This is a genomic window from Streptomyces aidingensis, from assembly GCF_900112355.1.
GTDB lineage: Bacteria > Actinomycetota > Actinomycetes > Streptomycetales > Streptomycetaceae > Streptomyces > Streptomyces aidingensis.
Map to the genome: position 1 here is coordinate 509,718 of NZ_FOLM01000002.1, position 21,850 is coordinate 531,567.

The 21,850-nt window shown below is 73.8% G+C and carries 20 protein-coding genes and 1 pseudogene; 13 read left to right on the forward strand and 8 right to left on the reverse strand.

Features of this window, described 5'->3' with window-relative positions; all coding sequences use genetic code 11:
• Positions 1-193 precede the first annotated feature (193 nt).
• Positions 194-1,117 (reverse strand): mycothiol synthase, encoded by a 924-nt coding sequence (gene mshD / locus BM242_RS06810; RefSeq protein ID WP_093837733.1) that lies wholly within the window; start codon positions 1,115-1,117, stop codon positions 194-196.
• A 219-nt stretch (positions 1,118-1,336) separates the two neighbouring features.
• Between mshD and BM242_RS06815 the strand changes: the two genes are divergently transcribed.
• The gene (locus tag BM242_RS06815; RefSeq protein ID WP_093837734.1) at positions 1,337-3,157 is read left to right on the forward strand and encodes a bifunctional metallophosphatase/5'-nucleotidase; all 1,821 of its coding nucleotides are present in this window, start codon (positions 1,337-1,339) and stop codon (positions 3,155-3,157) included.
• A 139-nt stretch (positions 3,158-3,296) separates the two neighbouring features.
• The gene (soxR, locus tag BM242_RS06820) at positions 3,297-3,815 is read left to right on the forward strand and encodes a redox-sensitive transcriptional activator SoxR (protein ID WP_093837735.1); all 519 of its coding nucleotides are present in this window, start codon (positions 3,297-3,299) and stop codon (positions 3,813-3,815) included.
• Here soxR and BM242_RS06825 read toward each other — a convergent pair.
• The 3 genes from BM242_RS06825 to BM242_RS06835 form a co-directional block, all read right to left on the reverse strand.
• The gene (locus BM242_RS06825; protein ID WP_093837736.1) at positions 3,801-5,966 is read right to left on the reverse strand and encodes a glycosyltransferase family 4 protein; all 2,166 of its coding nucleotides are present in this window, start codon (positions 5,964-5,966) and stop codon (positions 3,801-3,803) included. The two genes, soxR and BM242_RS06825, sit on opposite strands and share 15 nt — an antisense overlap.
• A gap of 294 nt (positions 5,967-6,260) precedes the next feature.
• Positions 6,261-7,691 (reverse strand): sensor histidine kinase, encoded by a 1,431-nt coding sequence (locus BM242_RS06830; protein ID WP_093837737.1) that lies wholly within the window; start codon positions 7,689-7,691, stop codon positions 6,261-6,263.
• A 37-nt stretch (positions 7,692-7,728) separates the two neighbouring features.
• Positions 7,729-8,469, reverse strand: coding sequence for a response regulator transcription factor (locus BM242_RS06835; protein ID WP_093837864.1), 741 nt, complete (start codon positions 8,467-8,469; stop codon positions 7,729-7,731).
• Between the two features lie 56 nt (positions 8,470-8,525).
• On the opposite strand from BM242_RS06835, the pseudogene BM242_RS06840 reads away from it, so the two are divergent.
• Positions 8,526-9,344, forward strand: a pseudogene (locus BM242_RS06840) (vWA domain-containing protein); the annotation flags it as partial.
• Positions 9,345-9,374: 30 nt separating this feature from the next.
• On the opposite strand, the gene BM242_RS06845 reads toward BM242_RS06840, so the two are convergent.
• The 4 genes from BM242_RS06845 to BM242_RS06860 form a co-directional block, all read right to left on the reverse strand.
• Positions 9,375-10,445, reverse strand: a complete 1,071-nt coding sequence (locus BM242_RS06845; RefSeq protein ID WP_093837738.1) for a S1C family serine protease — start codon at positions 10,443-10,445, stop codon at positions 9,375-9,377.
• 76 nt (positions 10,446-10,521) lie between these two features.
• On the reverse strand, positions 10,522-11,373 hold the full coding sequence (locus BM242_RS30750; protein WP_217652389.1) for a hypothetical protein: 852 nt from the start codon (positions 11,371-11,373) through the stop codon (positions 10,522-10,524).
• A 132-nt stretch (positions 11,374-11,505) separates the two neighbouring features.
• The gene (locus BM242_RS06855) at positions 11,506-12,531 is read right to left on the reverse strand and encodes a LacI family DNA-binding transcriptional regulator (RefSeq protein WP_093837739.1); all 1,026 of its coding nucleotides are present in this window, start codon (positions 12,529-12,531) and stop codon (positions 11,506-11,508) included.
• 25 nt (positions 12,532-12,556) lie between these two features.
• On the reverse strand, positions 12,557-13,321 hold the full coding sequence (locus BM242_RS06860) for a winged helix-turn-helix transcriptional regulator (RefSeq protein WP_093837740.1): 765 nt from the start codon (positions 13,319-13,321) through the stop codon (positions 12,557-12,559).
• Between the two features lie 356 nt (positions 13,322-13,677).
• Between BM242_RS06860 and BM242_RS06865 the strand changes: the two genes are divergently transcribed.
• The 10 genes from BM242_RS06865 to BM242_RS06910 all read left to right on the forward strand — a co-directional run bounded on the left by BM242_RS06865 (position 13,678) and on the right by BM242_RS06910 (position 21,620).
• Positions 13,678-13,944: a MoaD/ThiS family protein gene (locus BM242_RS06865; RefSeq protein WP_093837741.1), complete on the forward strand. Its 267-nt coding sequence runs from the start codon at positions 13,678-13,680 to the stop codon at positions 13,942-13,944.
• Positions 13,945-13,991: 47 nt separating this feature from the next.
• Entirely contained in the window at positions 13,992-14,951 is a 960-nt protein-coding gene (locus tag BM242_RS29250; protein ID WP_093837742.1) for a hypothetical protein, read from the forward strand.
• A 152-nt stretch (positions 14,952-15,103) separates the two neighbouring features.
• Complete coding sequence (locus tag BM242_RS06875; RefSeq protein ID WP_093837743.1) at positions 15,104-15,835, forward strand: LmeA family phospholipid-binding protein; 732 nt, start codon at positions 15,104-15,106, stop codon at positions 15,833-15,835.
• A gap of 228 nt (positions 15,836-16,063) precedes the next feature.
• Complete coding sequence (locus BM242_RS31105; RefSeq protein ID WP_399552418.1) at positions 16,064-16,144, forward strand: Ms5788A family Cys-rich leader peptide; 81 nt, start codon at positions 16,064-16,066, stop codon at positions 16,142-16,144.
• Positions 16,145-16,271: 127 nt separating this feature from the next.
• Positions 16,272-17,111 (forward strand): sulfurtransferase, encoded by an 840-nt coding sequence (locus BM242_RS06880; RefSeq protein ID WP_093837744.1) that lies wholly within the window; start codon positions 16,272-16,274, stop codon positions 17,109-17,111.
• A gap of 76 nt (positions 17,112-17,187) precedes the next feature.
• On the forward strand, positions 17,188-17,475 hold the full coding sequence (locus tag BM242_RS06885; RefSeq protein ID WP_093837745.1) for a DUF1416 domain-containing protein: 288 nt from the start codon (positions 17,188-17,190) through the stop codon (positions 17,473-17,475).
• A gap of 220 nt (positions 17,476-17,695) precedes the next feature.
• Positions 17,696-18,616, forward strand: a complete 921-nt coding sequence (locus tag BM242_RS06890) for a hypothetical protein (RefSeq protein ID WP_093837746.1) — start codon at positions 17,696-17,698, stop codon at positions 18,614-18,616.
• Entirely contained in the window at positions 18,613-19,410 is a 798-nt protein-coding gene (locus BM242_RS06895; RefSeq protein ID WP_093837747.1) for a hypothetical protein, read from the forward strand. The genes BM242_RS06890 and BM242_RS06895 overlap by 4 nt, the downstream gene beginning before the upstream one ends.
• Positions 19,407-20,534, forward strand: a complete 1,128-nt coding sequence (locus BM242_RS06900; protein WP_245833873.1) for a hypothetical protein — start codon at positions 19,407-19,409, stop codon at positions 20,532-20,534. The genes BM242_RS06895 and BM242_RS06900 overlap by 4 nt, the downstream gene beginning before the upstream one ends.
• A gap of 525 nt (positions 20,535-21,059) precedes the next feature.
• Complete coding sequence (locus tag BM242_RS06910; protein ID WP_093837749.1) at positions 21,060-21,620, forward strand: heme-binding beta-barrel domain-containing protein; 561 nt, start codon at positions 21,060-21,062, stop codon at positions 21,618-21,620.
• The last annotated feature ends 230 nt before the right edge of the window (positions 21,621-21,850 follow it).

Sequence of the window (21,850 nt, forward strand, 5' to 3'; positions counted from 1 at the left end):
CCACGGCAAACGCAACACATCACTCCTGTGACGAGCGGGTGTCCCGGCGCAATCGCGCACGCGGGGCGCGTACGCCCCGCCCCGGCCAGGCCGCTCCGTCCGCCCCGCCGGGCGCCCCGCACCACCATCTCCCCGGCTCCCCCCGTCGCCACCCGCTCCCCCGTCTCCACCCCGGCCCCCGCGCTCCCGCCGGTCAGCTCTCGGTGCGGTACATCAGGTCCGTCTCATGGGTGCGGAAGCCCAGGCCCTCGTAGAGCCGCACCGCCGCCGTGTTGTCCGCGTCCACGTACAGCATCCCGGTGGCGATCCCGCGGTCCCTGGCCAGATAGCGCAGCCCGGTCAGGGTCAGCGCCCGGCCCAGCCCCAGGCCCTGCGCCTGCGGCGCGATGCCCAGCACATAGATCTCGCCCAGCCCCTCGGCGCTGTGCACCTTGGTCCAGTGGAAGCCGAGCAGTTCCTCCCCTCCCCCGCCGGCCGCCCCCGGCGCCGCCCGCACGGCCAGGAAAAAACCGTGCGGATCGAACCACGGCTCGGCCTGGCGCGCCAGGAGATCGCGCATCCCGAGGGAACCCTGTTCGGGGTGGTGGGCGAAGGCCGCCGCGTTCACCGCCAGCCAGGCCTCCTCGTCCTTGCCCGGGACGAAGGTGCGGACGGTGACGCCCACCGGCCACCGGATGTCGTCCAGTGGCAGGCCGCCCAGCGGGCGGCGCAACTGCCGCAGTTCCCGGAAGAGGGTCAGCCCCAGGCTCTGCGCGAGATGGCGGGCCGCCGGGTGGCCGCCGTGCGCCCAGACCCGCAGCCGGTTCCCGGACTCGGCGAGCAGCGTCTCGCCCAGCGAACGGCCGTACCGCCGGCCGCGATGGGCCGGATGCACCACCAGCTCCGCGGACGGCGCCTCCACGGGCTCGGTGCCGTCCAGCAGGGCATAGCCGACCAGTTCGCCCTTGTGCCGCAGCAGCAGATGCCGGACGCCCTCCCGGGGCCCGCCGCGCAGCAGCAGCCGGCCCTGTTCCGAGACGGCGGCCTGGCCGTCCACCCTGGCCGCCAGCGCGATGAGCTCCTGAGCGTCCCGCACATCCGTCGCCGACACTTCGTCCAGTACCACGACGTCGCTCATGGCCAAACTGTACGGGGCCGCCGCGCGTAATGCCGCGACGCGAACTCGCAATGTGCTGGTTACCTCTGCACCCCTGACACGCTACGCGCGTAGCCCGTAGGCTGCGGTCCACATCCGTGCCGCCTCGGGCCGAGGCAAGCACCTCAAGGCCCCGGACCCCCGGGCCGGTTCACGGCCCCGTGTCCCCGGACCGACTCGCGTGAAAGGGAACAGCCCCGCATGCAACGCCCCACTCTCACCCGGCTGCCCGGCTCGCGCCACCGCAGAATCACCGCGGCGCTCGCCACGGCTCTCACCGGCGCACTGGTCCTCGCCCTGCCCGCCACCCAGGCATCAGCCGGCGGCGGCCACCACGGCGGCGGCAAGCACAAGCCCGGCAAGCCGCCCGCCACCACCGAACTCCAGGTACTGGCCCTCAACGACCTGCACGGCGCGCTGGAGCCCCCGAGCGGCTCCGGCGGACGCGTCACCCATCTGCACGAGGACGGCACCACCTCGACCATCGAGGCGGGCGGCGTCGAGTACCTGGCCACCGCGCTGCGCGAGGCACGCGAAGGCCACAAGCGGTCGGTCACCGTGGCCGCCGGAGACATGGTCGGCGCCACCCCGCTGCTCTCCGCCCTCTTCCACGACGAGCCCACCATCGAGGCGCTGAACCTCATGGACATGGACGTGGTGGGCGTGGGCAACCACGAGTTCGACGAGGGCTGGGAGGAGCTGGTCCGGCTCCAGGACGGCGGCTGCCACCCCGAGGACGGCTGCTATGTGGACGGCCGCACCTACGAGGGCTCGGACTTCCCCTTCCTGGCCGCCAACGTGGTCCACGAGGACACCGGCAAGCCGATCCTCGCGCCCTATGTCATCAAGAACCTCAAGGGCGCCAAGGTCGGCTTCATCGGCGTGACCCTGGAGGGCACCGCCGACATCGTCACCCAGTCCGGGATCGAGGGCATCGCCTTCCTGGACGAGGCCGAGACCATCAACAAGTACGCCAAGCAGCTCAAGCGCAGGGGCGTCAACGCGGTCATCGCCCTGGTCCACGAGGGCGGCTATCCGGCCTCCTCGGCCTACAACGCGGACTGCGGCCCGGGCGGCGCCAACCTCTCCGGCCCGATCGTGGAGATCTCGCAGAACACCACGCCGATGGTGGACGCGCTGGTCACCGGCCACACCCACCAGCCGTATGTGTGCTCCATGCCGGACCCGGCGGGCAATGAGCGGCTGGTCACCTCGGCGGCCTCCAACGGGCGGCTGTTCACCGAGCTGACCATGGAGTACGACTGGCGCAAGCGCGACATCGTGCGGGCCTCGGTCTCCGGCTCCAATGTGGTCGTCGAGCGGGAGCGGGCCGCCGCGGACCTGACCGGCCTGATCGGCTTCTGGGACGCGCTGGCCGGTCCGCTCGGCGCCCGCCCGGTCGGCTGGATCGCCGAGGACATCAACGAGGACCGGAACCTTCCCGAGACCCCGCTGGGCAATCTGATCGCCGATGCCCAGCTTGCCCACGCCCGGACCGTGGACCCGTCCACCGACCTCGCCCTGATGAACCCCGGCGGCATCCGCACCGACCTGGTCCACGCCGCCTCGGGAGACGAGGGCGACGGCGTGGTGACCTTCGAAGAGGCCTTCACCGTCCAGCCGTTCACCAACTACGTGCACATCATCGACCTCAGCGGCGAGCAGTTGCTGGCCGTGCTGCACGAGCAGGTCACCGGCGGCAACGCGGAGGCCAACCGCATCCTCCAGCCCTCCGAGGGCTTCGGCTACACGCTGGACCTGACCAGGACCGGCGCGGACCGGATCGTCGCCGGCTCCGTCACCATCGGCGGCGAGCCGCTGGACCCGGCCGCCACCTACCGGGTCGCGGTCAACTCCTTCCTGGCCGGCGGCGGCGACGCCTTCCCGACCCTGGCCGAGGGCGGCAACACGGTGGTCGGCGGCATCGACGTCGACGCCCTCGCCGACTACCTGACCGCCCACTCCTCCCCGGAGAACCCCCTGACCGCCCCGGCGGCCGACCGCATCACCGTCATCCGGTAACCCGGCACCGCCCCCTCCCACCACCGGACGGCCGGTGTCCCGCCCCGGGACACCGGCCGTCCGGATGCCGGGGCGCGGGGCGGGGTGAGCGGTTCGGGTGAGAGTTCACGGGCACGTGGGAGCAAGGTACGGTCGGGGCATGAGCGGGCGTGGTGGCGGGGCGCTGATCAGCAGGGAGCTGACCATCGGGCAGCTGGCGGAGCGCAGCGGGGTGGCCACCTCGGCGCTGCGGTTCTACGAGACACAGGGACTGATCAGCAGCCGGCGCACCTCCGGGAACCAGCGCCGCTACGCCCGGGACATGCTGCGGCGGGTGGCGTTCATCCGGGTCTCGCAGAACCTCGGCATCCCGCTGAACGCGATCCGGGACGCGCTCGCCCAGTTGCCCGAGGGGCGCACGCCCACCCCGGAGGACTGGGCGCGGGTCTCCGGGTGGTGGCGCAAGGACCTGGACCGGCGGATCGCCCAGCTCACCCAGTTGCGGGACCACCTCAGCGAATGCATCGGCTGCGGCTGTCTCTCGCTCAGCGACTGCATGCTGGCCAACCCCTATGACGTGCTGGGCGGGCAGGGCCCGGGCGCCCGCCGCTTCGAGGACTGCGACATGGCGGGCGGCGGCGCCCCCGGGTCCTGCCCGCCGGCCTCAGCGGCCGGCTGAGGCGGCCGGGGCGGCCGGGGCGTCGGTCATGGCCAGGGCGAGGGCATTGCGGTGGGTGAACACCGGCCGCAGCCGGGTCGGGCCGTACTCCGGGTGGCGCAGCACCACGGCGGGGTAGCGGTCGGTGCGGCGGCGGTCCGGGATGTCCCCGCCGATCCGGCCCAGGCTCACCGTGCCGCGGCCGGGGCCGGGCCGGTAGCGCAGCTCCGCCACGGTGTCCGGTCCGGCGGTGCGGTGGCGCAGCGCCTCGGCGTAGTCCACGGAGAACTCCAGCCGGTCCGGGGCACCGGCCACGGTGCGGACCGCCACGTCCCAGTCGGGGCCCAGCAACACGCGGGGACGGGGGCCGGGGGCCCGGCCGGCCGGGGCGAGCACCCGGGCGGTGACGGTGAACCCGCTCTCCCCCGGCAGCACCTGCTCGATCTCGGCGTGCGCGTGCCGCAGCCAGGCCCGGACCGCCAGGGTGCCGTCGGCCGTGGCATACGGCACCCAGTGGCGCAGACCCCGCTGGTCCACGGTGGGGGGAAGGGTGAGCAGGGGCGCGGTGTCGAGCAGCCGGGCGGCGACCGGCGGGCCGGCGGCCTCCGCCGGGGTGCCCGGCGGCGTCCCGCGCGGGGCGAGCCGGCAGTCCCAGCGGCCCTCGCCCAGGATGTGGTGGGCACGGGAGAGCAGGGCGGCGGGCCGGCCGCCGGGCTGCTGCTCGGTCAGCGGCAGGCGGAGGGTGGTGGGCGTGCCGCGCAGCCGGAGCACCAGATCGAGCGGAGCACCGGCGGAGGCGGCGGAGGCCGGGATGTCCTCGAAGGCGATCAGCAGCGAGCCGTCCTCGGTGACCGTGCAGCGGGCCGCCGCCGGCCGCGGCCGGCGGGCGCGGCGGCGCACCGCGGCGAGCCGGGCGGCGGTGCGGGCGGCCAGCTCGCCGGCGTCGAACGCGGCCCCGGCCACGGCGGCGGACAGGCCCCCGGGACGGCGGACGGCGCAGCCGCCCGGACGCCGCCGGGCCAGGTCGTGCAGCAGGCCGGTCCAGCGCTCGGCGAGGCCGGCCGGGTCGTAGCGGGCGCCGGTGCGCAGCCCGGCCTCGCCCATGGCGCGCCGCCGCCCGGGGTCCTCGATCAGCTCCAGCAGGGCGTCGGCCAGGGCGTCGCTGCCGCCCTCCAGCGGCACCAGCAAGCCGTCCACGCCAGGGGTGATGATCTCCGCGGGACCGTACGGGCAGTCGGTGGAGACCACCGGCACCCCGCACCGCATGGCCTCCACGATCGTCATGCCGAAGGATTCGCCGTCCGAGGCCACGGCGGCGACCGCGGCCTTGGCCCACTCGCTCTCCACCGGCGCCACCGCCCCCATCAGCCGCACCCGGTCGCCCAGTCCGAGGGCGTCGATCGTGCGGCGCAGCCGTCCCTCGGTGCGGCCCCGGCCGTAGATGCGCAGCTCCCAGTCGGGCCGGACGGTGACCACCTTGGCGAACGCCTCGATCAGCCGGTCGAAGCGCTTGATCGGGATCAGCCGGCCGACCGCGACCACCAGCCGGGAGTCCTGGTCCGGGCCGGGCAGTCGCAGCTCCGGGTCGGGCGCGGGCACCGCGTTGGGCAGGGCGGTGACGGTGGCCCCGGAGCCGGCCGGCAGGGCGGCCCGCCAGGCGCGGGCGTCCGCCTCCGAGACGGTGACATAGGCGTCCAGGCAGGAGACGGCGGCCAGCATCTGCTCGCGCAGCTCGGGGTTGTGGGAGTCCAGGGTGCGGTGTTCCTGGCCGATCCGCAGACAGCGGTCGGGGCCGTAGGCGGCGAGGTGGCCGACCAGCAGGGGGCGGGTGGCGATCACCGCGTCGGCACGGGTGCGGCGCAGATAGGCGGCGACCCGCCGGTCGACCAGTCTGCTGGGCGGCACCGCGCCGCCGGCCGGTCCGGGGTCGTGGAACATGGCGCTGGACCGCCGGGCGGAGGGATGCGTCCAGCGCCACAGCCGGTGCCGGGCGTCGATCAGCGGCACCAGCCGCACCCGTGGGTCGAGCGGGAAGCGGGGCGCGTCACCGCGCCGGAACACGCTGACGATCTCCACATCGTGATGGGCACTCAGCCCGGAGGCCAGATTGGCCACGGCCCGGACCGTGCCGCCGATGCCGTACATGTTGTAGACCAGGAACGCGATCTTCATCTTCGGCCTCCGGGCGCGGGCTGCGGCGGTGCGGACAGGGGACTGAGGACTGAAGTACTGGGGACTGGGGACTGGGGAGTGGGGGAGGAGGCGGACGAGGGCTGACGGGCGGGCGGGGACCGGCCGGCGACGCGGACACCGGCGGAAAGCGAGAGCGACGGCCCCCGGGGGCGGGAAGGCCGGGAAGGCCCGGTTCGTCCCATCATGCGCTGCCCGCTCACCGTGGGGCAGCCGCCACGCGGGCCGCGCGGCGGGGAGCACGCCGCCTTCCGTGCCCGGCCGTGCCCGGCCCGGTCAGTGCCGGGGGACCGGGCCGTCGGGCGGCGGTTCCGGGGCGCCGGGAAGCCGGAGGTTGGCCACGGTGCCGCCGCCCGGCGCCGGGGCCAGCCCCACCTCGCCGCCGCACTCGCGCACCGTACGGGCCACGATCGACAGCCCAAGACCGGAGCCCGGCAGGCCGCGGGCGTCCGGCGAGCGCCAGAACCGTTCCCAGACATGCGGCAGCTCATCCGCCGGAATGCCCGGGCCATGGTCCCGGATGCGCAGCTCGCCGTCCCGCAGCGTCACCGCCACGCTGCCGCCGCCCGCGCCGAACTTCACCGCGTTGTCCAGCAGATTGACCACCGCCCGCTCCAGCGCGGCCGGCTCGGCCCGCACATACCAGGGGTCCAGCTCGGTGCTGATCTCCAGCCCCCGGGCGCGCAGCCGGGCCCGGGCCGCGGCCCGCTGGGCGATCTCGTGCAGCCCGGTGATCTCCCGCGCCCGCCCGGAGCGCTCCGGCCGGGACAGTTCCTGAAGATCGCCGACCAGCGTGCCCAGCTCGCCGAGCTGCGCGGTGACCGAGTCCATCAGCTCCCGCCGCACCCCGGGCGCCAGCGGACGGCCGGAGGTCTCGCTGCGCGTCAGCAGCTCGACATTGGTGCGCAGCGAGGTCAGCGGGGTGCGCAGCTCATGACCGGCGTCCGCGATGAGCTGCTGCTGGAGTTCCCGGGACGAGGCCAGGGCCGCGGTCATGGAGTTGAACGCCCGGGAGAGCCGGGCCAGCTCGTCGTCGCCCTCGGCCGGGATGCGGACCGAGAGATCCTCGGTGCGGGCGATGTGCTCGGCGGCCTCGGTGAGCCGGTCCACCGGACGCAGCCCGGCCCGGGCCAGCAGTACCCCCACCCCGGCCGCGCCCACCACGCCGGCCGCGGCCACCGCGGCCAGCACCAGGGCGAGCGCCCGCAGCGGGTCGTTCACCTCGTCCATCGGGCGGGCCACGGTCAGCGCCACCGGGCCCTGGAGCAGGCCCTCGGCGTCCACCCCGGGCAGGTGCCGGGTGAGCACCCGGTACGCGGAGCCGTCCGTGCCGGTCACCGTGTGCAGGGCGGAGGCCCGCTGGTCGGCGGCCACCGCCCGGTCCGCCGCCGCCACCTCCAGACCGATGTCACCGAAGATCACGCACCGCTGCCCCCGGCTGTCGACGAGCTGGGCGATGTCGCCGAACGGGCTGGGTCCCCGCTCCCCCGGCCCGCCGGAGTCGTCGGCCATGCAGTCGGTCACCCGGGCCCGCTCCAGCAGGTTGACCGGGATACGGCTCTCCTGGAGCCGTTCGTCCAGGGAGGCCAGCAACTGGCCGCGCACCAGGAACCAGGCGGAGAGCGCGATGGCGGCCACGGCCAGGGCGACGGCGGCGGCGGTCAGCGCGGCCAGGCGGGTGCGCAGCGGCAGAGCGGACGGGTTCACCGCCCGCGCGCCTTCCGCACGGCGGGGCCGCTCCTCGTCATGGGCGCGGCTCCCGCAGGGTGTAGCCCACCCCGCGCACGGTCTGCACCAGCCGCGGCTCGCCGCCCGCCTCGGTCTTGCGGCGCAGATACATCACATACACATCGAGCGAATTGGAGGACGGCTCGTAGTCGAAGCCCCAGACCTCGCGCAGGATCTGCTCCCGGGTGAGCACCTGGCGGGGGTGGGTGAGGAAGAGTTCCAGCAGGGTGAACTCGGTACGGGTCAGCTCCACCGGACGGCCGCCCCGGGTGACCTCCCGGGTGGCCAGGTCCATCCGCAGACCGGCGAAGGACAGCACCTCGGTACCGGGCGGGCTGCCGGGGCCGCCGGCCTCCGGGCCCTGCCCGGCATAGCCGGAACGGCGCAGCAGCGCCCGCAGCCGGGCCAGCAGCTCGTCCAGCTCGAACGGTTTGACCAGGTAGTCGTCGGCCCCGGCGTCCAGGCCGGTGACCCGGTCCCCCACGGTGTCCCGGGCGGTGAGCATCAGGATCGGGACCCGGTTGCCGGCCGAGCGCAGCCGCCGCGCCACGGTCAGCCCGTCCATCCGCGGCATCAGCACATCCAGCACCACGGCATCCGCCGCCGGTTCGCCGGCGGCGGCCAGCAGCCGGTCCAGTGCCTCCCGGCCGTCGCCCGCGGTCTCGGTGCGGTAGCCCTCGAAGGCCAGCGCCCGGCTCAGCGCCTCCCGGACGGCCGGCTCGTCGTCCACGATCAGCACCCGGGAACGGTCGCTCATGGCTTCCAGTCTGGCACCCTCGGTCTCCCGCGGCACGGCCGGGACATCCCCGCCGGATGTCCCCCGAGGAGGTCTACGACCGGATCGCCGGCGATCTGCGGGCGGCGCGCAGGCTGCGCCGGATGTCCACCCCGCGCGGCAGGGGCGTCGGCGATCTGCTCGGCGAGCCGCTGCCCGGCGGCCCCGGCGGCCCCGGCGGCCGCCCGTACACCGATCTGGACGAGTTCTGCCGCCGTGCCCTGCTCCAGGGCTTCGACCTGCATCAGCGGCACGGGCGCGGCCTGCTGCCGGCCGGGCTGGTGCAGGAGATCCGGGCGCTGGCGCAGCCGCCGCTGCCCTGGGACGCCCGGCTGGCCCGCTGGTTCGACGAGTTCGTGCCCCGGCCGGAGCCGGTGCGCAGCTTCGCCCGGCCCGCCCGGCGCCAGGCGGCCACCCCGGACATTCCGCGGGCCGGGCGGTACTTCCCGCCCGAGGAGGTGGCCCGCTGCACCTTCGGAGTGGTGCTGGACACCTCCGGCTCGATGAACCGGACACTGCTGGGCAAGGCGCTGGGCGCGATCGCCTCCTACGCCGAGGCCCGTGAGGTGCCGGCCGCGCGGGTGGTGTTCTGCGATGCCGCGCCGCACGACGCCGGCTATCTGCCGGTGGCCGGGATCGCCGGCCGGGTGCGGGTGCGCGGGCGGGGCGGGACCGTGCTCCAGCCGGGCATCGATCTGCTGCTGCGCGCGCCCGGCTTCCCGCCCGACGCCCCGGTGCTGGTGATCACGGACGGCGCCTGCGATGTGCTGCGCGTCCGCCGCGAGCACGCCTTTCTCCTCCCGGAGGGCCACCGGCTGCCGTTCACCCCCCGGGGACCGGTCTTCCACCTCCGCTGAGTCCGGCCGTGCGGCTGCGGGGGCCGGGGGTCAGCCGCGGCGGGTGGGGGAGGAGATGCCGGCCGTGGTGGTGCCGGAGGCGGTCCTGAGCTGGGCGAGTACGTCCTTGGCGTCGTTGACCGGGATGGCGAAGCCCAGGCCCACGCTGCCGGCTTCGCCGGTCGGGCTGTACAGCGCCGAGTTGATGCCGATGACCTGCCCGGCCATGTTGACCAGGGCGCCGCCGGAGTTGCCGGGGTTGAGCGCGGCATCGGTCTGGATGGCCCGGTAGGTGCTTGTGGTGGCGCCCGTGCCGCCCGCGCCGCCGCGCCCGGGGCCGCTGCCCCACGGGTCGCCCCAGGGCATGCTGTCCTCGCTCTGCTGCTGCACCGTCACCTCGCGCTCCAGCGCGGAGACGATACCGCTGGTCACCGTGCCGGACAGCCCGGCCGGGGAGCCGATGGCCACCACCTGGTCACCGATGGCCACGTCCGCGGAGTCGCCCAGGGCGGCCGGGGTGAGCCCGCCGACGTCCTCGGCCCTCAGCAGGGCCAGGTCGATACCGGGGTCGCTGCCGGCCACCGTGGCCTCGGCGGTGCTGCCGTCCGAGAAGGTGATCTGCACCCGGTCGGCGCCGGAGACCACATGGTGGTTGGTGAGGATCTCGCCGTCCTCGGAGACGACGACGCCGGAGCCGGTGGAGGTGGCGGTGGCGATCTCCACCACGCTGGGGGCGACCGCGGCGGCCACGTCCGCCACCGTGGCATCGGCGTCCACCGAGATCGGGCTGCCGGCGACCGGGCCGCCGGCCGCGACGGTTCCGGCGCCGCCGTCGGTGAGCCCGGCGATCAGCGCGCCCGTGCCGCCGCCGATGGCACCGGCGGCCACCGCCACCGCCGCCAGCACGGCGACCGGGCCGCTCGCCCGGCGGCGGCGCCGCCGCGCCCGCCGCGGCTCCCGTGCCTCCCCGCCGCCGTCGGCCCAGGAAGCCCAGGTGGTACCGGCCGGTTCCGGGGTCCCGGAGGCACCGGTGGCCCAGACGGTCCCGGGCATCCGGCCGGCCCGGCCGGGGCCGCCGTACTCGTCGCTGCTGCTGGTGCTGCTGCTGCGGTTCTCGCTCATGGCACCGAGCGTGCGGCCGGAAGATGAGAGCAGTCTGAGACCCGTCTCAGACCTCTCTGCCAATCGCGCGGCGGCCTCAGCCGGTGGCCGCGCCGTCGTGGCGGCCGGCCACGAAGTCCATGGCCCGCACCCGGGCGCGGGCCAGCGGCCCGTGCCAGCGCTCCTCCCGCCGCAGGGCGCGGCGCAGCTTGCGGCCCGGCTCCCCGCCGGGGCCGCGGTGGTAGCGCCGGCGCGCCCAGGGCGCCCGCGGACGGGCCAGCCGCACCGCCGTCACCAGCAGCACCACCGGAAAAAACAGTCCCACGAAGCCCGATACATATTTGCCCTTGAGCATGGTCACGGCCACCAGCGCCAGATTGAACAGGCTCAGCCCGATGTCCAGCGCCCACTCCCACGGGGTGCCCTCGCCCACCGCCTGCCCGAGGTCCCGCACCACCACCGGGCGCTCGCCGAGCAGCAGCAGGCCGATCACGGCGAGCGCGGCGAACACCGCGACCACCGAGTCCCGGCCCTCCTTGGCCCAGTAGACGTCCCGCAGCCGCAGGATCAGCGCGAACTCGTCCAGCACCAGCGCCGTACCGATGCCGAACAGCGCGGCCGTCGCCGCCCGCCAGCCGCTCTCGGTCTGCACCGGCAGGGCGAAGCCGGTGACTCCCGCGATCACCATCAGCAGCACGCCGAACACCACATGGTGAATGTGCAGGCCCTCGGGCGGGGCGTCCTCCGGGGCCGGGTCCCGGCCTGAGCCGGAGAACTCGATGTTCCCGGGCCACCAGCTCACCCCGGCGCGGATCATCCGGGTGGAGAAGCGGATGAACGCGAAGCCGGCCAGCATCCCGGCGAAGAGACAGAACAGCGGCAGCCGCCCGGTCTCCACCACCGTCTGGTCGAACCACTCCCCCGGCCCGGCGGATGGCAGCGGGAACACACGGTCACCTCCGGCGATGAGCGGCGGAGCCCTCCATCCCATGGTGGACGGCCCGCCCCCGTGCCCGCCACCGAACGGTCCCCCGCCCGCGCCGGCCGGGCAACGGCCCGGCGCCGCGCGGCCCGGCGCGGCCTAGTCGCAGCCGCAGGAGCGGCGGATCTCCAGGGAGACGGGAAACTGGCGGACCCGCTCGACGGGGCCCTGCTCCGGGTTCTCCCCGACCGCCAGGGCGACCGCGGCCCGCGCCATGGCCTTGCGGTCGGAGCCGACCGTGGTCAGCGGCGGGTCGGTGAGCCCCGCCTCCTTCACATCGTCGAAGCCCACCACGGCCAGCTCGCCGGGCACGTCCAGACGCAGCTCCCGGGCGGCGCGCAGCACGCCGATCGCCTGGTCGTCGGTGGCGCAGAAGATGGCCGGGGGCCGCCGCGGCCCGGCGAGGAAGCCCAGGGCCTCGCGGTAGGCGTCGTAGCGGTTGAAGGGTGCCTGGAAGAGGCGGCCCTCGGTGGAGCGGCCGGCCTCGGCCATGGCCCGCCGCCAGCCCTCCACATGGTCGGAGACCGGGTCGCCGACCGGGGGCGTGGTCTCGGTGCCGCCCAGGCAGGCCACATAGTCGTGGCCGTGCTCCAGCAGATGGCGGGTGGCGAGCTGGGCGCCGCCGATGTCGTCCAGCACCACGGCCACATCGTTCAGCGCGGCGAACGCCTCGGGGCGTTCGTGCAGCAGGACCACCCGGGCGTCCCAGGCCTCGATCTCGGCGGCGGCGTTCTCGCTCGGGCCCTGGCTGATCAGGATCAGTCCGGAGACCCGCATGCCGAGAAACGCCCGCAGATAGTGCACCTCGCGCTCGTCGAGGTAGTCGGAGTTGCCGACCAGCACCATCTTCCCGCGCTCGGCAGCCGCCTGCTCGACGGCGTGGGCCATCTCCGCGAAGAACGGCTGCCGGGCGTCCGGGACGATCAGCCCTATCAGGTCGGTGCGCTGCGAGGCCATGGCCTGCGCGACACGGTCCGGGCGGTAGCCCAGCTCCTTGATGGCCGCCAGTACCCGCTCGCGCGTCCCCGCGGCCACGGGACGCGGCCCATTGTTGATGACATAGCTGACCACGGCGGTGGAGGTCCCCGCCAGCCGCGCCACATCATCCCGCGTCACCTTGGCCACGGGGGGAAGTCTACGCGCAGCGCGGTCAGATGCGGCGGGCGGCCTGCTTGACCACCTGCTCCGCCTCGCGGGTCACCGCACGGGCCTGCTCGGCGTGCGCGCCCCGGTCCGGGTCGTGCTTCTCCGGGACGACGAAGCGGTAGCCGACGTTGCGCACGGTGCCGATCAGCGCCTCGTGCTCGGGGCCGAGCTTGGCGCGCAGCCGCCGCACGTGCACATCCACGGTGCGGGTGCCGCCGAAGTAGTCGTAGCCCCAGACCTCCTGGAGCAGCTGGGCGCGGGTGAAGACCCGGCCCGGGTGCTGGGCGAGATACTTCAGCAGCTCGAACTCCTTGAAGGTGAGGTCGAGCACCCGGCCGCGCAGCTTGGCGCTGTAGGTGGCCTCGTCGACCACCAGGTCGCCGTTGCGGATCTCCATCGGGCTGTCGTCGGCGACGAGCTGCTGGCGGCCCACGGCCAGCCGCAGCCGGGCCTCGACCTCGGCCGGGCCGGCCGTGTCGAGGACCACATCGTCCACGCCCCAGTCGGCGGTGACCGCGGCCAGGCCGCCCTCGGTGACGATCAGCACCAGCGGGGCGCCGGGGCCGGTGGAGCGGATGAGCTGGCAGAGCGAGCGGACCTGCGGCAGATCACGGCGGCCGTCGATGAGGATCACATCGGCGTTCGGGGCGTCCACCAGCGCCGGGCCTTCGGCCGGTGCCACCCGCACGTTGTGCAGCAGAAGTTCGAGGGCGGGGAGAACTTGTGCGGACGGCTGGAGGGCGTTGGTCAGCAGCAGAAGTGAACTCATGGCGGGAGCATTCCTTCCTCGGTCCCGGGGAGCGGTGGACGGTTGGCAGCTCTGCCGTTGAAGCCCTGGTCCGGCACGGGGTGACGCTACGGCCGGGGCCGCTCTCAAAGCACAAAAGGACCCTGGGTGGCTTCGGTGCCCGGGTCCTTCGTGTTCCGAAGCATAGCGGACCCGGGGAAGAATGCGCAGGGTCTGCGTCACAGTCCGGACACCGGGAGGACATCTGGGTGCGCCGGGGGCTCTCCGCGGGCGCCGCGGCACCGGCGGCCGGCCGGGAGGGGCGATGATGGGGGCACATGTCCGTAACGCGGCGACGGCGGCGCGGCAGGCAGGACGGCGAGGAGCGGGAGGCACTGATGGCGAGCGGCACGATCCGGTACTGGGCGGCGGCCAAGGCCGCGACGGGTACGGCGGCGGAGAGATACGACGCCGCGACGCTCGCGGACCTGCTCGACCAGGCGCGCAAGGAGCACGCCCACCAGCCGGACTTCGAGCGGGTGCTGGCCCGCTGCTCGTTCCTGGTGAACGAGCGGCAGGTGGGCGACCGGCCGCACGAGTCCGTGGAGCTGTCCGAGGGGTGGACGGTCGAGGTGCTCCCGCCGTTCGCCGGCGGTGCCCGGTGAGCCGGCACCGGCGCCCGCCGGGGACGGGCGGGCCATTCTCGCGGCATATGACCGGTATGCAGTCCGGGACGGCCCCGGCCGGCCGGCCCGCCGCGGCTGACGGCGGCGGCCCGCGCCTGCTGCCGGGCCAGCACGGCGGCACGGACGGTGCGGACGGCGCTGCGCACGGTGCGGCGGACGGCGGCGGTGTCGCGGCTCCGGAGCGGCCCTCCCGCGCCCCCGCCCGGGGCCCGGTGCGCGAGGGCTCGCCGGTCATTCCGCCGGGGGCCGGCCCGGCCGTGCTCACCGCCGCGCTGGCGGTGACGGCCGCGGCGGCGGCGCAGTGGGGCCAGGCCGCGCTGCTGCCCGCCGTGCTGCTGCTCCAGGCGGTGACCTCGGCCGGCTGGTTCCGGCTGAACGGCATGTGGCCGGCCCGGCAGGGCATCGCGCTGGCCTTCGCCGCCGGGGTGACCGCGGACGCGGCCGTGCTGGCCGGCGGCCGGGACCACGCCGACGCGGCGCTGCTGGGCACCCTGGGCGTCTGGTTCCTGCTGGTGATCGTCAACCAGATGCGGCACCGGGGCTCCGGGGAGGAGCGGATGGACGCGCTGACCGCGACCGCCGCCGCCACCGTGCTGACCGTGCTGGCCGGCAGCCTGCTGGCGGCCGGGCAGGTCGCGGCGGAGGTGGTGACCTTCGGCGCCCTCGGGGTGGCGGTGGCGGTGCTGGTCCGGGCGGCGGTGCCGGACCGGGGCGGCCGGGCGGCGCGGGCCTGGGTCGGTCTGCTCGGCCCGGCCGCGGCGGTGCTGGCCGCCGCCGCGGTCGCACAGCTCGCGGCGCGGATCGCCGGGCACGACCTGGACCACGGGCTGCTGCTGGGCGCGGCGGCGGGCTGCTGCGCGGTGCTGGGGCTGCGGGTGGCCAGTTATGACTGGCCGTCCCGGTTCGTGCACTTCACGGCGGGGGTGGCGCTGCCGCTGACCGCCGCCGCGCCGGTGCTGTACGGGCTGGCCCGGCTGCTGCACTGACCGGCCCCGCGGCGGGGGCGGCGCTCCTGTAACGAGCCTGCTGCAAGCTTCCGGGCCTCCCGCGATGACCGGGGGCCTTCGGGTTACGCTCGCCGACGGCCGTTCCGCCGACGATCACCGGCCGTCGATCCACTGGGGGGAACCCGACCACCATGCGTGCGCTGCGAATATCCCTGATCCTGCTCGTCGTGTTCGGTGTCCTGTTCACGGTCGCCGACCGGCTGTCGCTCATGTTCGCCGAGGGCGAGGTGGCCACCCGGGCCCGGTCCGGTCTGGGGCTGGAGTCGGAGCCCGGCGTCTCGATCAAGGGCTTTCCGTTCCTCACCCAGTTGCTGGGCAAGCGGATCGACCATGTCGAGCTGGACATCAGCGACTACGGCGTGGAGCTGGACGGGCGGCAGACCCGGCTGGAGGATCTGAGCATCGAGCTGCGCAACACCAGGATCGCCGGCGACTTCTCCGGCGCCCGGGCGGAGCGGGCCTCGGGCACCGGCGTGCTCGGCTACCGGGAGCTGGGCGAGCTGGCCACCCAGGAGGTCAAGGAGGTCCACGACTCGCTGGCGGTGGAGTTCGGCTACGCGGGCGAGGGCCAGGTGATCATCCAGGTCACCGTGCTGGGTCAGAAGCTGGTCCCGGAGATGACCGCCGATCTGGTGCTGCACGAGGAGAGCCAGCTGGTGCAGCTCAAGGTGGACGAGATTCCCTCGCTGGACGGGCTGCCGCTGGTCGGGAGCGGGCTGGAGGACCAGCTCCGGGAGTGGGTGGACCGGGAGCGGGAGATCCGGGGCCTGCCGGAGGGGCTGTCCCTGGACGGTGTGGAGGCCGCGGAGAACGGGGTGAACCTCGCGGTGACCGGCACGGACGTCGGCCTCGACGGGGCCTGAGCCCTGCACGGGGCCGGACGGCCGGCCGCGCGGCACCCCGCCCGTCCGGATGCTGAGACGTCCCCTTCCATGACGCCGCACCCCCGGTGGACACTGGTCCGCCGGGGGTTCCGCGTCCCCCGGAGGAGCGCTCGCGGCCCCCATGATCCCAGATTGCAGACAGAATCGTCTCACCATCCGGAACGCCGGTGACATGGGCGCCCCGGGGTCCGTACGATCGCCGTCATGATGCGACAGGCGGATCTCACCAAGCGACGGGCAGTCGACCTTTGCCGCGTCGCCGCCATGCTCTGTCGTCCCGCCGCCTGACGGCCTTCTTCCATCCCCCGCGTGGTGACCCCGCGCCCCTTCCCTGCCCGGACGGGGGCACGCGCCGTGCCGCCACGCCCCGGTCACCCCGCCCGCAGAACCCGCCCAGCGCCGAAGGAGTACAGACATGAGCCGCAGTGACGTCCTGGTGGACGCCGACTGGGTCGAGAAGCACCTGGACGACGCCAATGTCGTCATCGTGGAGGTCGACGAGGACACCTCGGCCTACGACCGCAACCACATCCGCAACGCCGTCCGCATCGACTGGAAGCAGGACCTTCAGGACCCGGTCCGCCGGGACTTCGTGGACCAGGCCGGCTTCGAGAAGCTTCTCTCCGCCAAGGGCATCGCCAACGAGCACACCGTGGTGCTGTACGGCGGCAACAACAACTGGTTCGCCGCCTACGCCTACTGGTACTTCAAGCTCTACGGCCACCAGGACGTCCGGCTGCTGGACGGCGGCCGGAAGAAGTGGGAGCTGGACTCCCGCCAGCTCGTCGCCGAGGTCCCCGAGCGCCCGGCCACCGTCTACCGGGCCAAGCCCCAGGACAGCTCCATCCGCGCCTTCCGGGACGATGTGGTGGCCGCCATCGGCAGCCAGAACCTGGTCGACGTCCGCTCCCCCGACGAGTTCAGCGGCAAGCTGCTGGCCCCGGCCCACCTCCCGCAGGAGCAGTCGCAGCGCCCCGGCCATGTGCCGAGCGCCCGCAACATCCCGTGGTCGAAGTCGGCCAACGACGACGGCACCTTCAAGTCCGACGAGGAACTGAAGGAGCTGTACGAGCAGGAGGGCGTGGACCTGGCCAAGGACACCATCGCCTACTGCCGCATCGGCGAGCGCTCCGCCCACACCTGGTTTGTGCTGCACGAGCTGCTGGGCCAGCCGAACGTGAAGAACTACGACGGCTCCTGGACCGAGTACGGCTCGCTGGTCGGCGTGCCGATCGAGCTCGGCGCCAACGACTGACCCACCCACCGGCCCCGGAGGCGGCGCAGCCCCGGGAGACACGTCAGAGACGTCAGAAGACAAGGACGACACTGCCATGTGCGGAGCACAGCCAGGCGGCCCGGACGCCTCCACCATCAAGCCCGGCGAGACCACCATCCAGGGTTCCGTCACCCGCGACGGCGAGCCGGTGACCGGCTACGTCCGGCTGCTGGACAACACCGGTGAGTTCACCGCGGAGGTGCCCACCTCCGCCACCGGACAGTTCCGTTTCTACGCCGCCGAGGGCACCTGGACCCTGCGGGCACTGGTGCCCGGCGGCACCGCGGACCGCACGGTCGTCGCCCAGCAGGGCGGCACCGTGGACATCGCCATCGCGGTCTGAGAGCGCGGCGCCCGGCCGGACGGCGGTCCGGACCCGAGAAGCACGGCGAGGGCCGTGCCGCCGGGGGGATCCTCCCCGGCGGCACGGCCCTCGGGCGTTCCCGGACCCGCCGCTCCGTGTCCCATGCGTCACCTTCGCAACCGGATCGTGATCATGTGCCGTACAACCGGGCAGCTCACCGGCCGGTCTGACCCCGCGTACCGCACCGTGGAGGTCACCGATGGAACCGGCGCACCGGCCGCCGCCCGCCCCCGCTTCACCGCCCCAGCCGCCGCCCCCGGCACCGCCCGCACCACCGCCGCCGCCCGCAACGCCGCCGCCGCCCGCAACGCCGCCGCCCACGCCGGCGGCGCCCGCGCCCGCCCCGCCGGCCCCGTCCCCGTTCCCGTCCTCGGGCAGGCCGCCCCGCCGCTGGGGACGCACCCTCGCCCTGCTGGCCGCCGCGCTGCTGCTGGGCACCGTCACCGGAGTCGCCGCCGGCTACACCGTGCAGGCCGACCGTGACCCCACCCCGCTGCCGCCGCTCGCCCAGGCCGGGCTGGCCTATCCCGCCGAGCCCGCCACCGAGGAGGAGCTGCCGCCCGCCCTCACCGAGGAGGAGGACCTGCGGCTGCGCCACGACGGCGATCTGCGCGAGCTGCTGCTCGATCCCCCGGAGGGAGCCGAGGAGCCGTTCATGCCCGTCGGCACGGACGGCTGGGTGGACCTCCAGGAGTACAGCGAGGGCTTCCAGCACCCTGACGAGATGTTCGACGCCCACCTCGCCGACGATGTCCGGCGGGTCGCGGTCGCCCAGTGGGCGGAGGACGAGTTCCGCGAGACCGAGATCTACCTGGTCCAGTTCCGGGAGGTCGCCGACCTGCGCTCCCTCGCCTACCTGGGCGAGCAGCAGTTCACCATGAGTTCCACGGATCTCGCCGGTCACAACGGCGAGGCGCTGGAGGGCGATGTCAACGCCCGCTACTACCTCTGGGACCGGACCTTCGAGGAACCCGGCTACTACCCCTACACCGTCTACAGCGCCCGGGTACTGGCCCAGCGCGGGGACATCGTGCTGGACATCTTCGTGACCGACTTCGACCGGGAGATCAGCGAGAAGTCGGTGCTGGAACTCGCCAAGCGTCAGTTGGAGCTGCTGTGATCCGCCGCATTCTGCTCTTCGCGCTGGCCGCGCTGCTGGTGCTCGGCCTGGCCGGCGGCGGTCTGCTGTACACCCGGACCGTGGTGGACGGGGCCGACCTCGCCGCGCCGGTGGAGCACGGAGTGGAAGAACTCGCCGGCGCCTCCCACCGGGGCGACGACGGCCGGAGCTATCCGCGCGGCCGGGACCACACCGAGCTGAGCGCCCTGCTGCTGCCCGTTCCGACCGCCTACCACCCCGGCCCGGACATCGGCGAATGGGGCAATGACGCGGAGATCCCCGGCGAGGAGGCCACCGCGATCCTCAAGGACAGCGTGGCCGAGATGCCGCGCGAGTTCCGCAAGGAGTTCCACGACTACGCCGACGGCCTGAAGCTGGAGGGGGTGGCCCTGCGCAGCTACGCCAGCCGCAATCACTCCTTCGTCGCGGAGATCTCGATCACCGCCTACGGCTCGGACCAGGGCGCCGCGGACCACCATGACCGGCTGTCCGGGCTGGCCGGGGAACTCGACCTGTTCCGCGAGGGGCCCACTCTCGACGACTATCCGGACGCCCTCTGCTACCTCCAGCCCCAGGGCGAGGAGCTGCTGCGCTTCCTCGACATCGACCCGGCCGACGTGGACCTGTCGGAGATGCCGGAGCCGGAGCTGGACTCCCTGTGGTGCTCCGTCCCCTTCGGGCCGTACCACGTGGAGCTGGAGGCATACGGCGTGCTGCCCCTGGCGAAGAAGCCGATCACCGGCCTGCTCACCGACCAGCTCGATCACCTTGAGGCACCGGGAACCTTCATATGACCCAGCAGACACCCGACCGTCCCGCGGCTTCCCCGGCCCCGCCGGACACCGCACCGGCCGCCACCGACCAGGAGAGCCCGGCCCAGGAGAATGAGAACCCGGCCGGGGAGAGCGGCGAGCAGGCCGGGGCGGACACCCCCGAGGCCCGGGCGGCGGCTGCCGCCGCTGCCGAGGCCGCCGCGGAGGCCAAGTGGCAGGCGTGGGTGACGGAACAGGAAAGCCGTCCCGCCCAGCCCGCGCAGTCCGCCCCGCCCGCCCAGTCCGCTCAGCCGCCCGTGCCGCCCGCGGCACCCGGGCCCGGGTGGCCCGGCATGAATCCGTGGGCGCCGCCGCAGCCGCCCGCCGCCCCGAAGCCGCCCCTGGTGCACCGCCGCTGGGTCCGCGCGGTGACCCGCTGGACGCTGGCCGCCGCGCTCTTCGCCGGCGCGGCCACGGTCACCGGGCAGCAGATCTCCGCACGCGAGCGCACCGACGTGCCCGGTCTGGCCACCGCGGCCGACGGCCGGTGGGACTACCCGGAGCTGAGCCTGCCGCCGCTGCCGGAGGGCTCGCCGCCGCCGTTTGCCAATGCCAACAAGGCGCAGATCCACCATGCCGATCTCCGTGCGCTGCTGCTGCCGCCGCCGGAGACGGCCGAGGCCCACCCGGAGCTGGACGGTACCGACTGGCTGGAGCCCGCGGGCTTTGCCGGGCTCATGGACTCCGAGGAGCAGCGGGAGGACCTGGCGGAGGCGTTCGCGACCCATCCGCTGCGGCAGATCGCCCAGCGCGGATGGACCATGCCGGACGGCACCACGACCGAGATCTATCTGCTGCGCTTCACCACGGGTGCGGTCGCCGACGCGCTGTTCGACAGGGAGTTCGGCACCCTGGGGACGCACAAGGATCTGGCGGTCGCGCCGAAGACCGAGCCCGACGAGGGATGGCCGGAGGAGAACGGACGCATCGGCCAGGTCACCACGGTGGTCCGCACCGAGGCCGCGCCGTATACCGAGGGTCACACCCGTCTCGCCTATCTGCGGGCCGGTGACGTCCTCGGCCTCGTCGTCCAGACGCATCCGGACGACGCGGCCGAGGTGCCTTTCCATCAGACGGTCATCCTCCAGGCGCAGTTGCTGGGCTGAGGACGGCCGGGCAGTGGGGTCCGGCCGGCACCGTCTGCCGAGTCGTTCGGTACTTGCCTCAACTCAGCCCCTTCAGCGCTGAGTACCGCAGTTCGGGCACAGCCAGTCGCCCTGCGGTCCCTGCTGCATGGAGGCGCCACACGTAGGGCAGTTCATGATCCACACACCCCTTTCATGCCGTGAGACGCTGCGGCTCGCGTTCGCGTTCCGTAACCGTGGTCACGAAACGGTCACCAGAGTGTTCCTTACCCGCTCCTACCCCGGGCGGCCGACCTCACCGCGCCGGGGACCAAGTCGCCGACTAAACTCGGTGCCAGTCCCGTGATCACCCCCGATCACCCCTGCTACCAGGGAGAACCCCGTGCTTGAGTTCACGTTCGTCGCCTTGATGGTCCTGGTCGTGGTCGGTACCGCGGCTTTTACCGGTCTGGTGGTCAAGAAACTGTACGAAGGCCAGCGCTGACTGCGAAGTTCGTCACATACCGTTCTTGCGTTCGAAGTTTCGAGAGAACTGACTGATCCCTGATGATCGAAATCCCCTCCGGCCTCCGCCCGGAACTGGTCCCGCTCGCCTTCCTGCTCGGCACCTGGCAGGGCGCGGGCGTCGCCGACCTGCCGGGCGAACCGCAGTGCCACTTCGGCCAGGAGATGACCTTCACCCACGACGGGCGGGACTTCCTGGAATACGCCTCGCACACCTGGGAGCTGGACGACGAGGGCCGCAAGGTCCGCCCGCTGGAGTCCGAGCACGGCTACTGGCGGGTCTCGGAGCGGACCGTCGAGGTGGTGATGGTCCGGGACCGGGGCGTGGTCGAGGTCTGGTACGGCGAACTCGCCGAGGGGAAACCGCAGATCGACCTGGCCACCGACACCATGGCGCGGATCGGCGGCTCCCCCGAGTACAGCGGCGGCAAGCGGCTCTACGGCTATGTCAAGGGCGAGTTGCTGTGGGTGGGCGAAATGGCCACCCCCTCGCAGCCGCTCCGTCCCTATATGTCCGCCCAGTTGAAGAAGGTCGTCGACCCCCGCGAGTGGGTCAAGGACCTGACCGACCTGCCGGACGACGGCGTCGCCTTCTTCAAGTGAGGCACCGCCTCCGCTTCAACAAGCCGATGCACTGACCAGCCACTTCGGCACCATCGCATGGCCGGTCCCCGGTCCGGTCCAGCCCCGGACGTTGACCTTTCACCCTTACCCGCAGTCACCTCCAGTGACCACCACACCACCCATCGCCGCCGGGTCCGCCCGCCGTCCCGAGCGCCGCAAGGGGGGATCGGAAGGGGAGGTTGACAAAACCGGCCGCACCGGCCGCACTC

Bases quoted from the DNA above. Each gene is read 5' to 3' on its own strand.
- BM242_RS06880 (WP_093837744.1), top strand. From the start codon at position 16,272: ATGAGCCGCAGTGACGTCCTGGTGGACGCCGACTGGGTCGAGAAGCAC.
- BM242_RS06860 (WP_093837740.1), bottom strand. From the start codon at position 13,321: ATGAGTTCACTTCTGCTGCTGACCAACGCCCTCCAGCCGTCCGCACAA.
- soxR (WP_093837735.1), top strand. From the start codon at position 3,297: ATGAGCGGGCGTGGTGGCGGGGCGCTGATCAGCAGGGAGCTGACCATC.
- BM242_RS31105 (WP_399552418.1), top strand. From the start codon at position 16,064: ATGCGACAGGCGGATCTCACCAAGCGACGGGCAGTCGACCTTTGCCGC.
- BM242_RS29250 (WP_093837742.1), top strand. From the start codon at position 13,992: ATGACCGGTATGCAGTCCGGGACGGCCCCGGCCGGCCGGCCCGCCGCG.
- BM242_RS06890 (WP_093837746.1), top strand. From the start codon at position 17,696: ATGGAACCGGCGCACCGGCCGCCGCCCGCCCCCGCTTCACCGCCCCAG.
- BM242_RS06815 (WP_093837734.1), top strand. From the start codon at position 1,337: ATGCAACGCCCCACTCTCACCCGGCTGCCCGGCTCGCGCCACCGCAGA.
- BM242_RS06900 (WP_245833873.1), top strand. From the start codon at position 19,407: ATGACCCAGCAGACACCCGACCGTCCCGCGGCTTCCCCGGCCCCGCCG.
- BM242_RS06910 (WP_093837749.1), top strand. From the start codon at position 21,060: ATGATCGAAATCCCCTCCGGCCTCCGCCCGGAACTGGTCCCGCTCGCC.
- BM242_RS06865 (WP_093837741.1), top strand. From the start codon at position 13,678: ATGGCGAGCGGCACGATCCGGTACTGGGCGGCGGCCAAGGCCGCGACG.
- BM242_RS06835 (WP_093837864.1), bottom strand. From the start codon at position 8,469: ATGAGCGACCGTTCCCGGGTGCTGATCGTGGACGACGAGCCGGCCGTC.
- BM242_RS06875 (WP_093837743.1), top strand. From the start codon at position 15,104: ATGCGTGCGCTGCGAATATCCCTGATCCTGCTCGTCGTGTTCGGTGTC.
- BM242_RS06825 (WP_093837736.1), bottom strand. From the start codon at position 5,966: ATGAAGATCGCGTTCCTGGTCTACAACATGTACGGCATCGGCGGCACG.
- BM242_RS06845 (WP_093837738.1), bottom strand. From the start codon at position 10,445: ATGAGCGAGAACCGCAGCAGCAGCACCAGCAGCAGCGACGAGTACGGC.
- mshD (WP_093837733.1), bottom strand. From the start codon at position 1,117: ATGAGCGACGTCGTGGTACTGGACGAAGTGTCGGCGACGGATGTGCGG.
- BM242_RS06885 (WP_093837745.1), top strand. From the start codon at position 17,188: ATGTGCGGAGCACAGCCAGGCGGCCCGGACGCCTCCACCATCAAGCCC.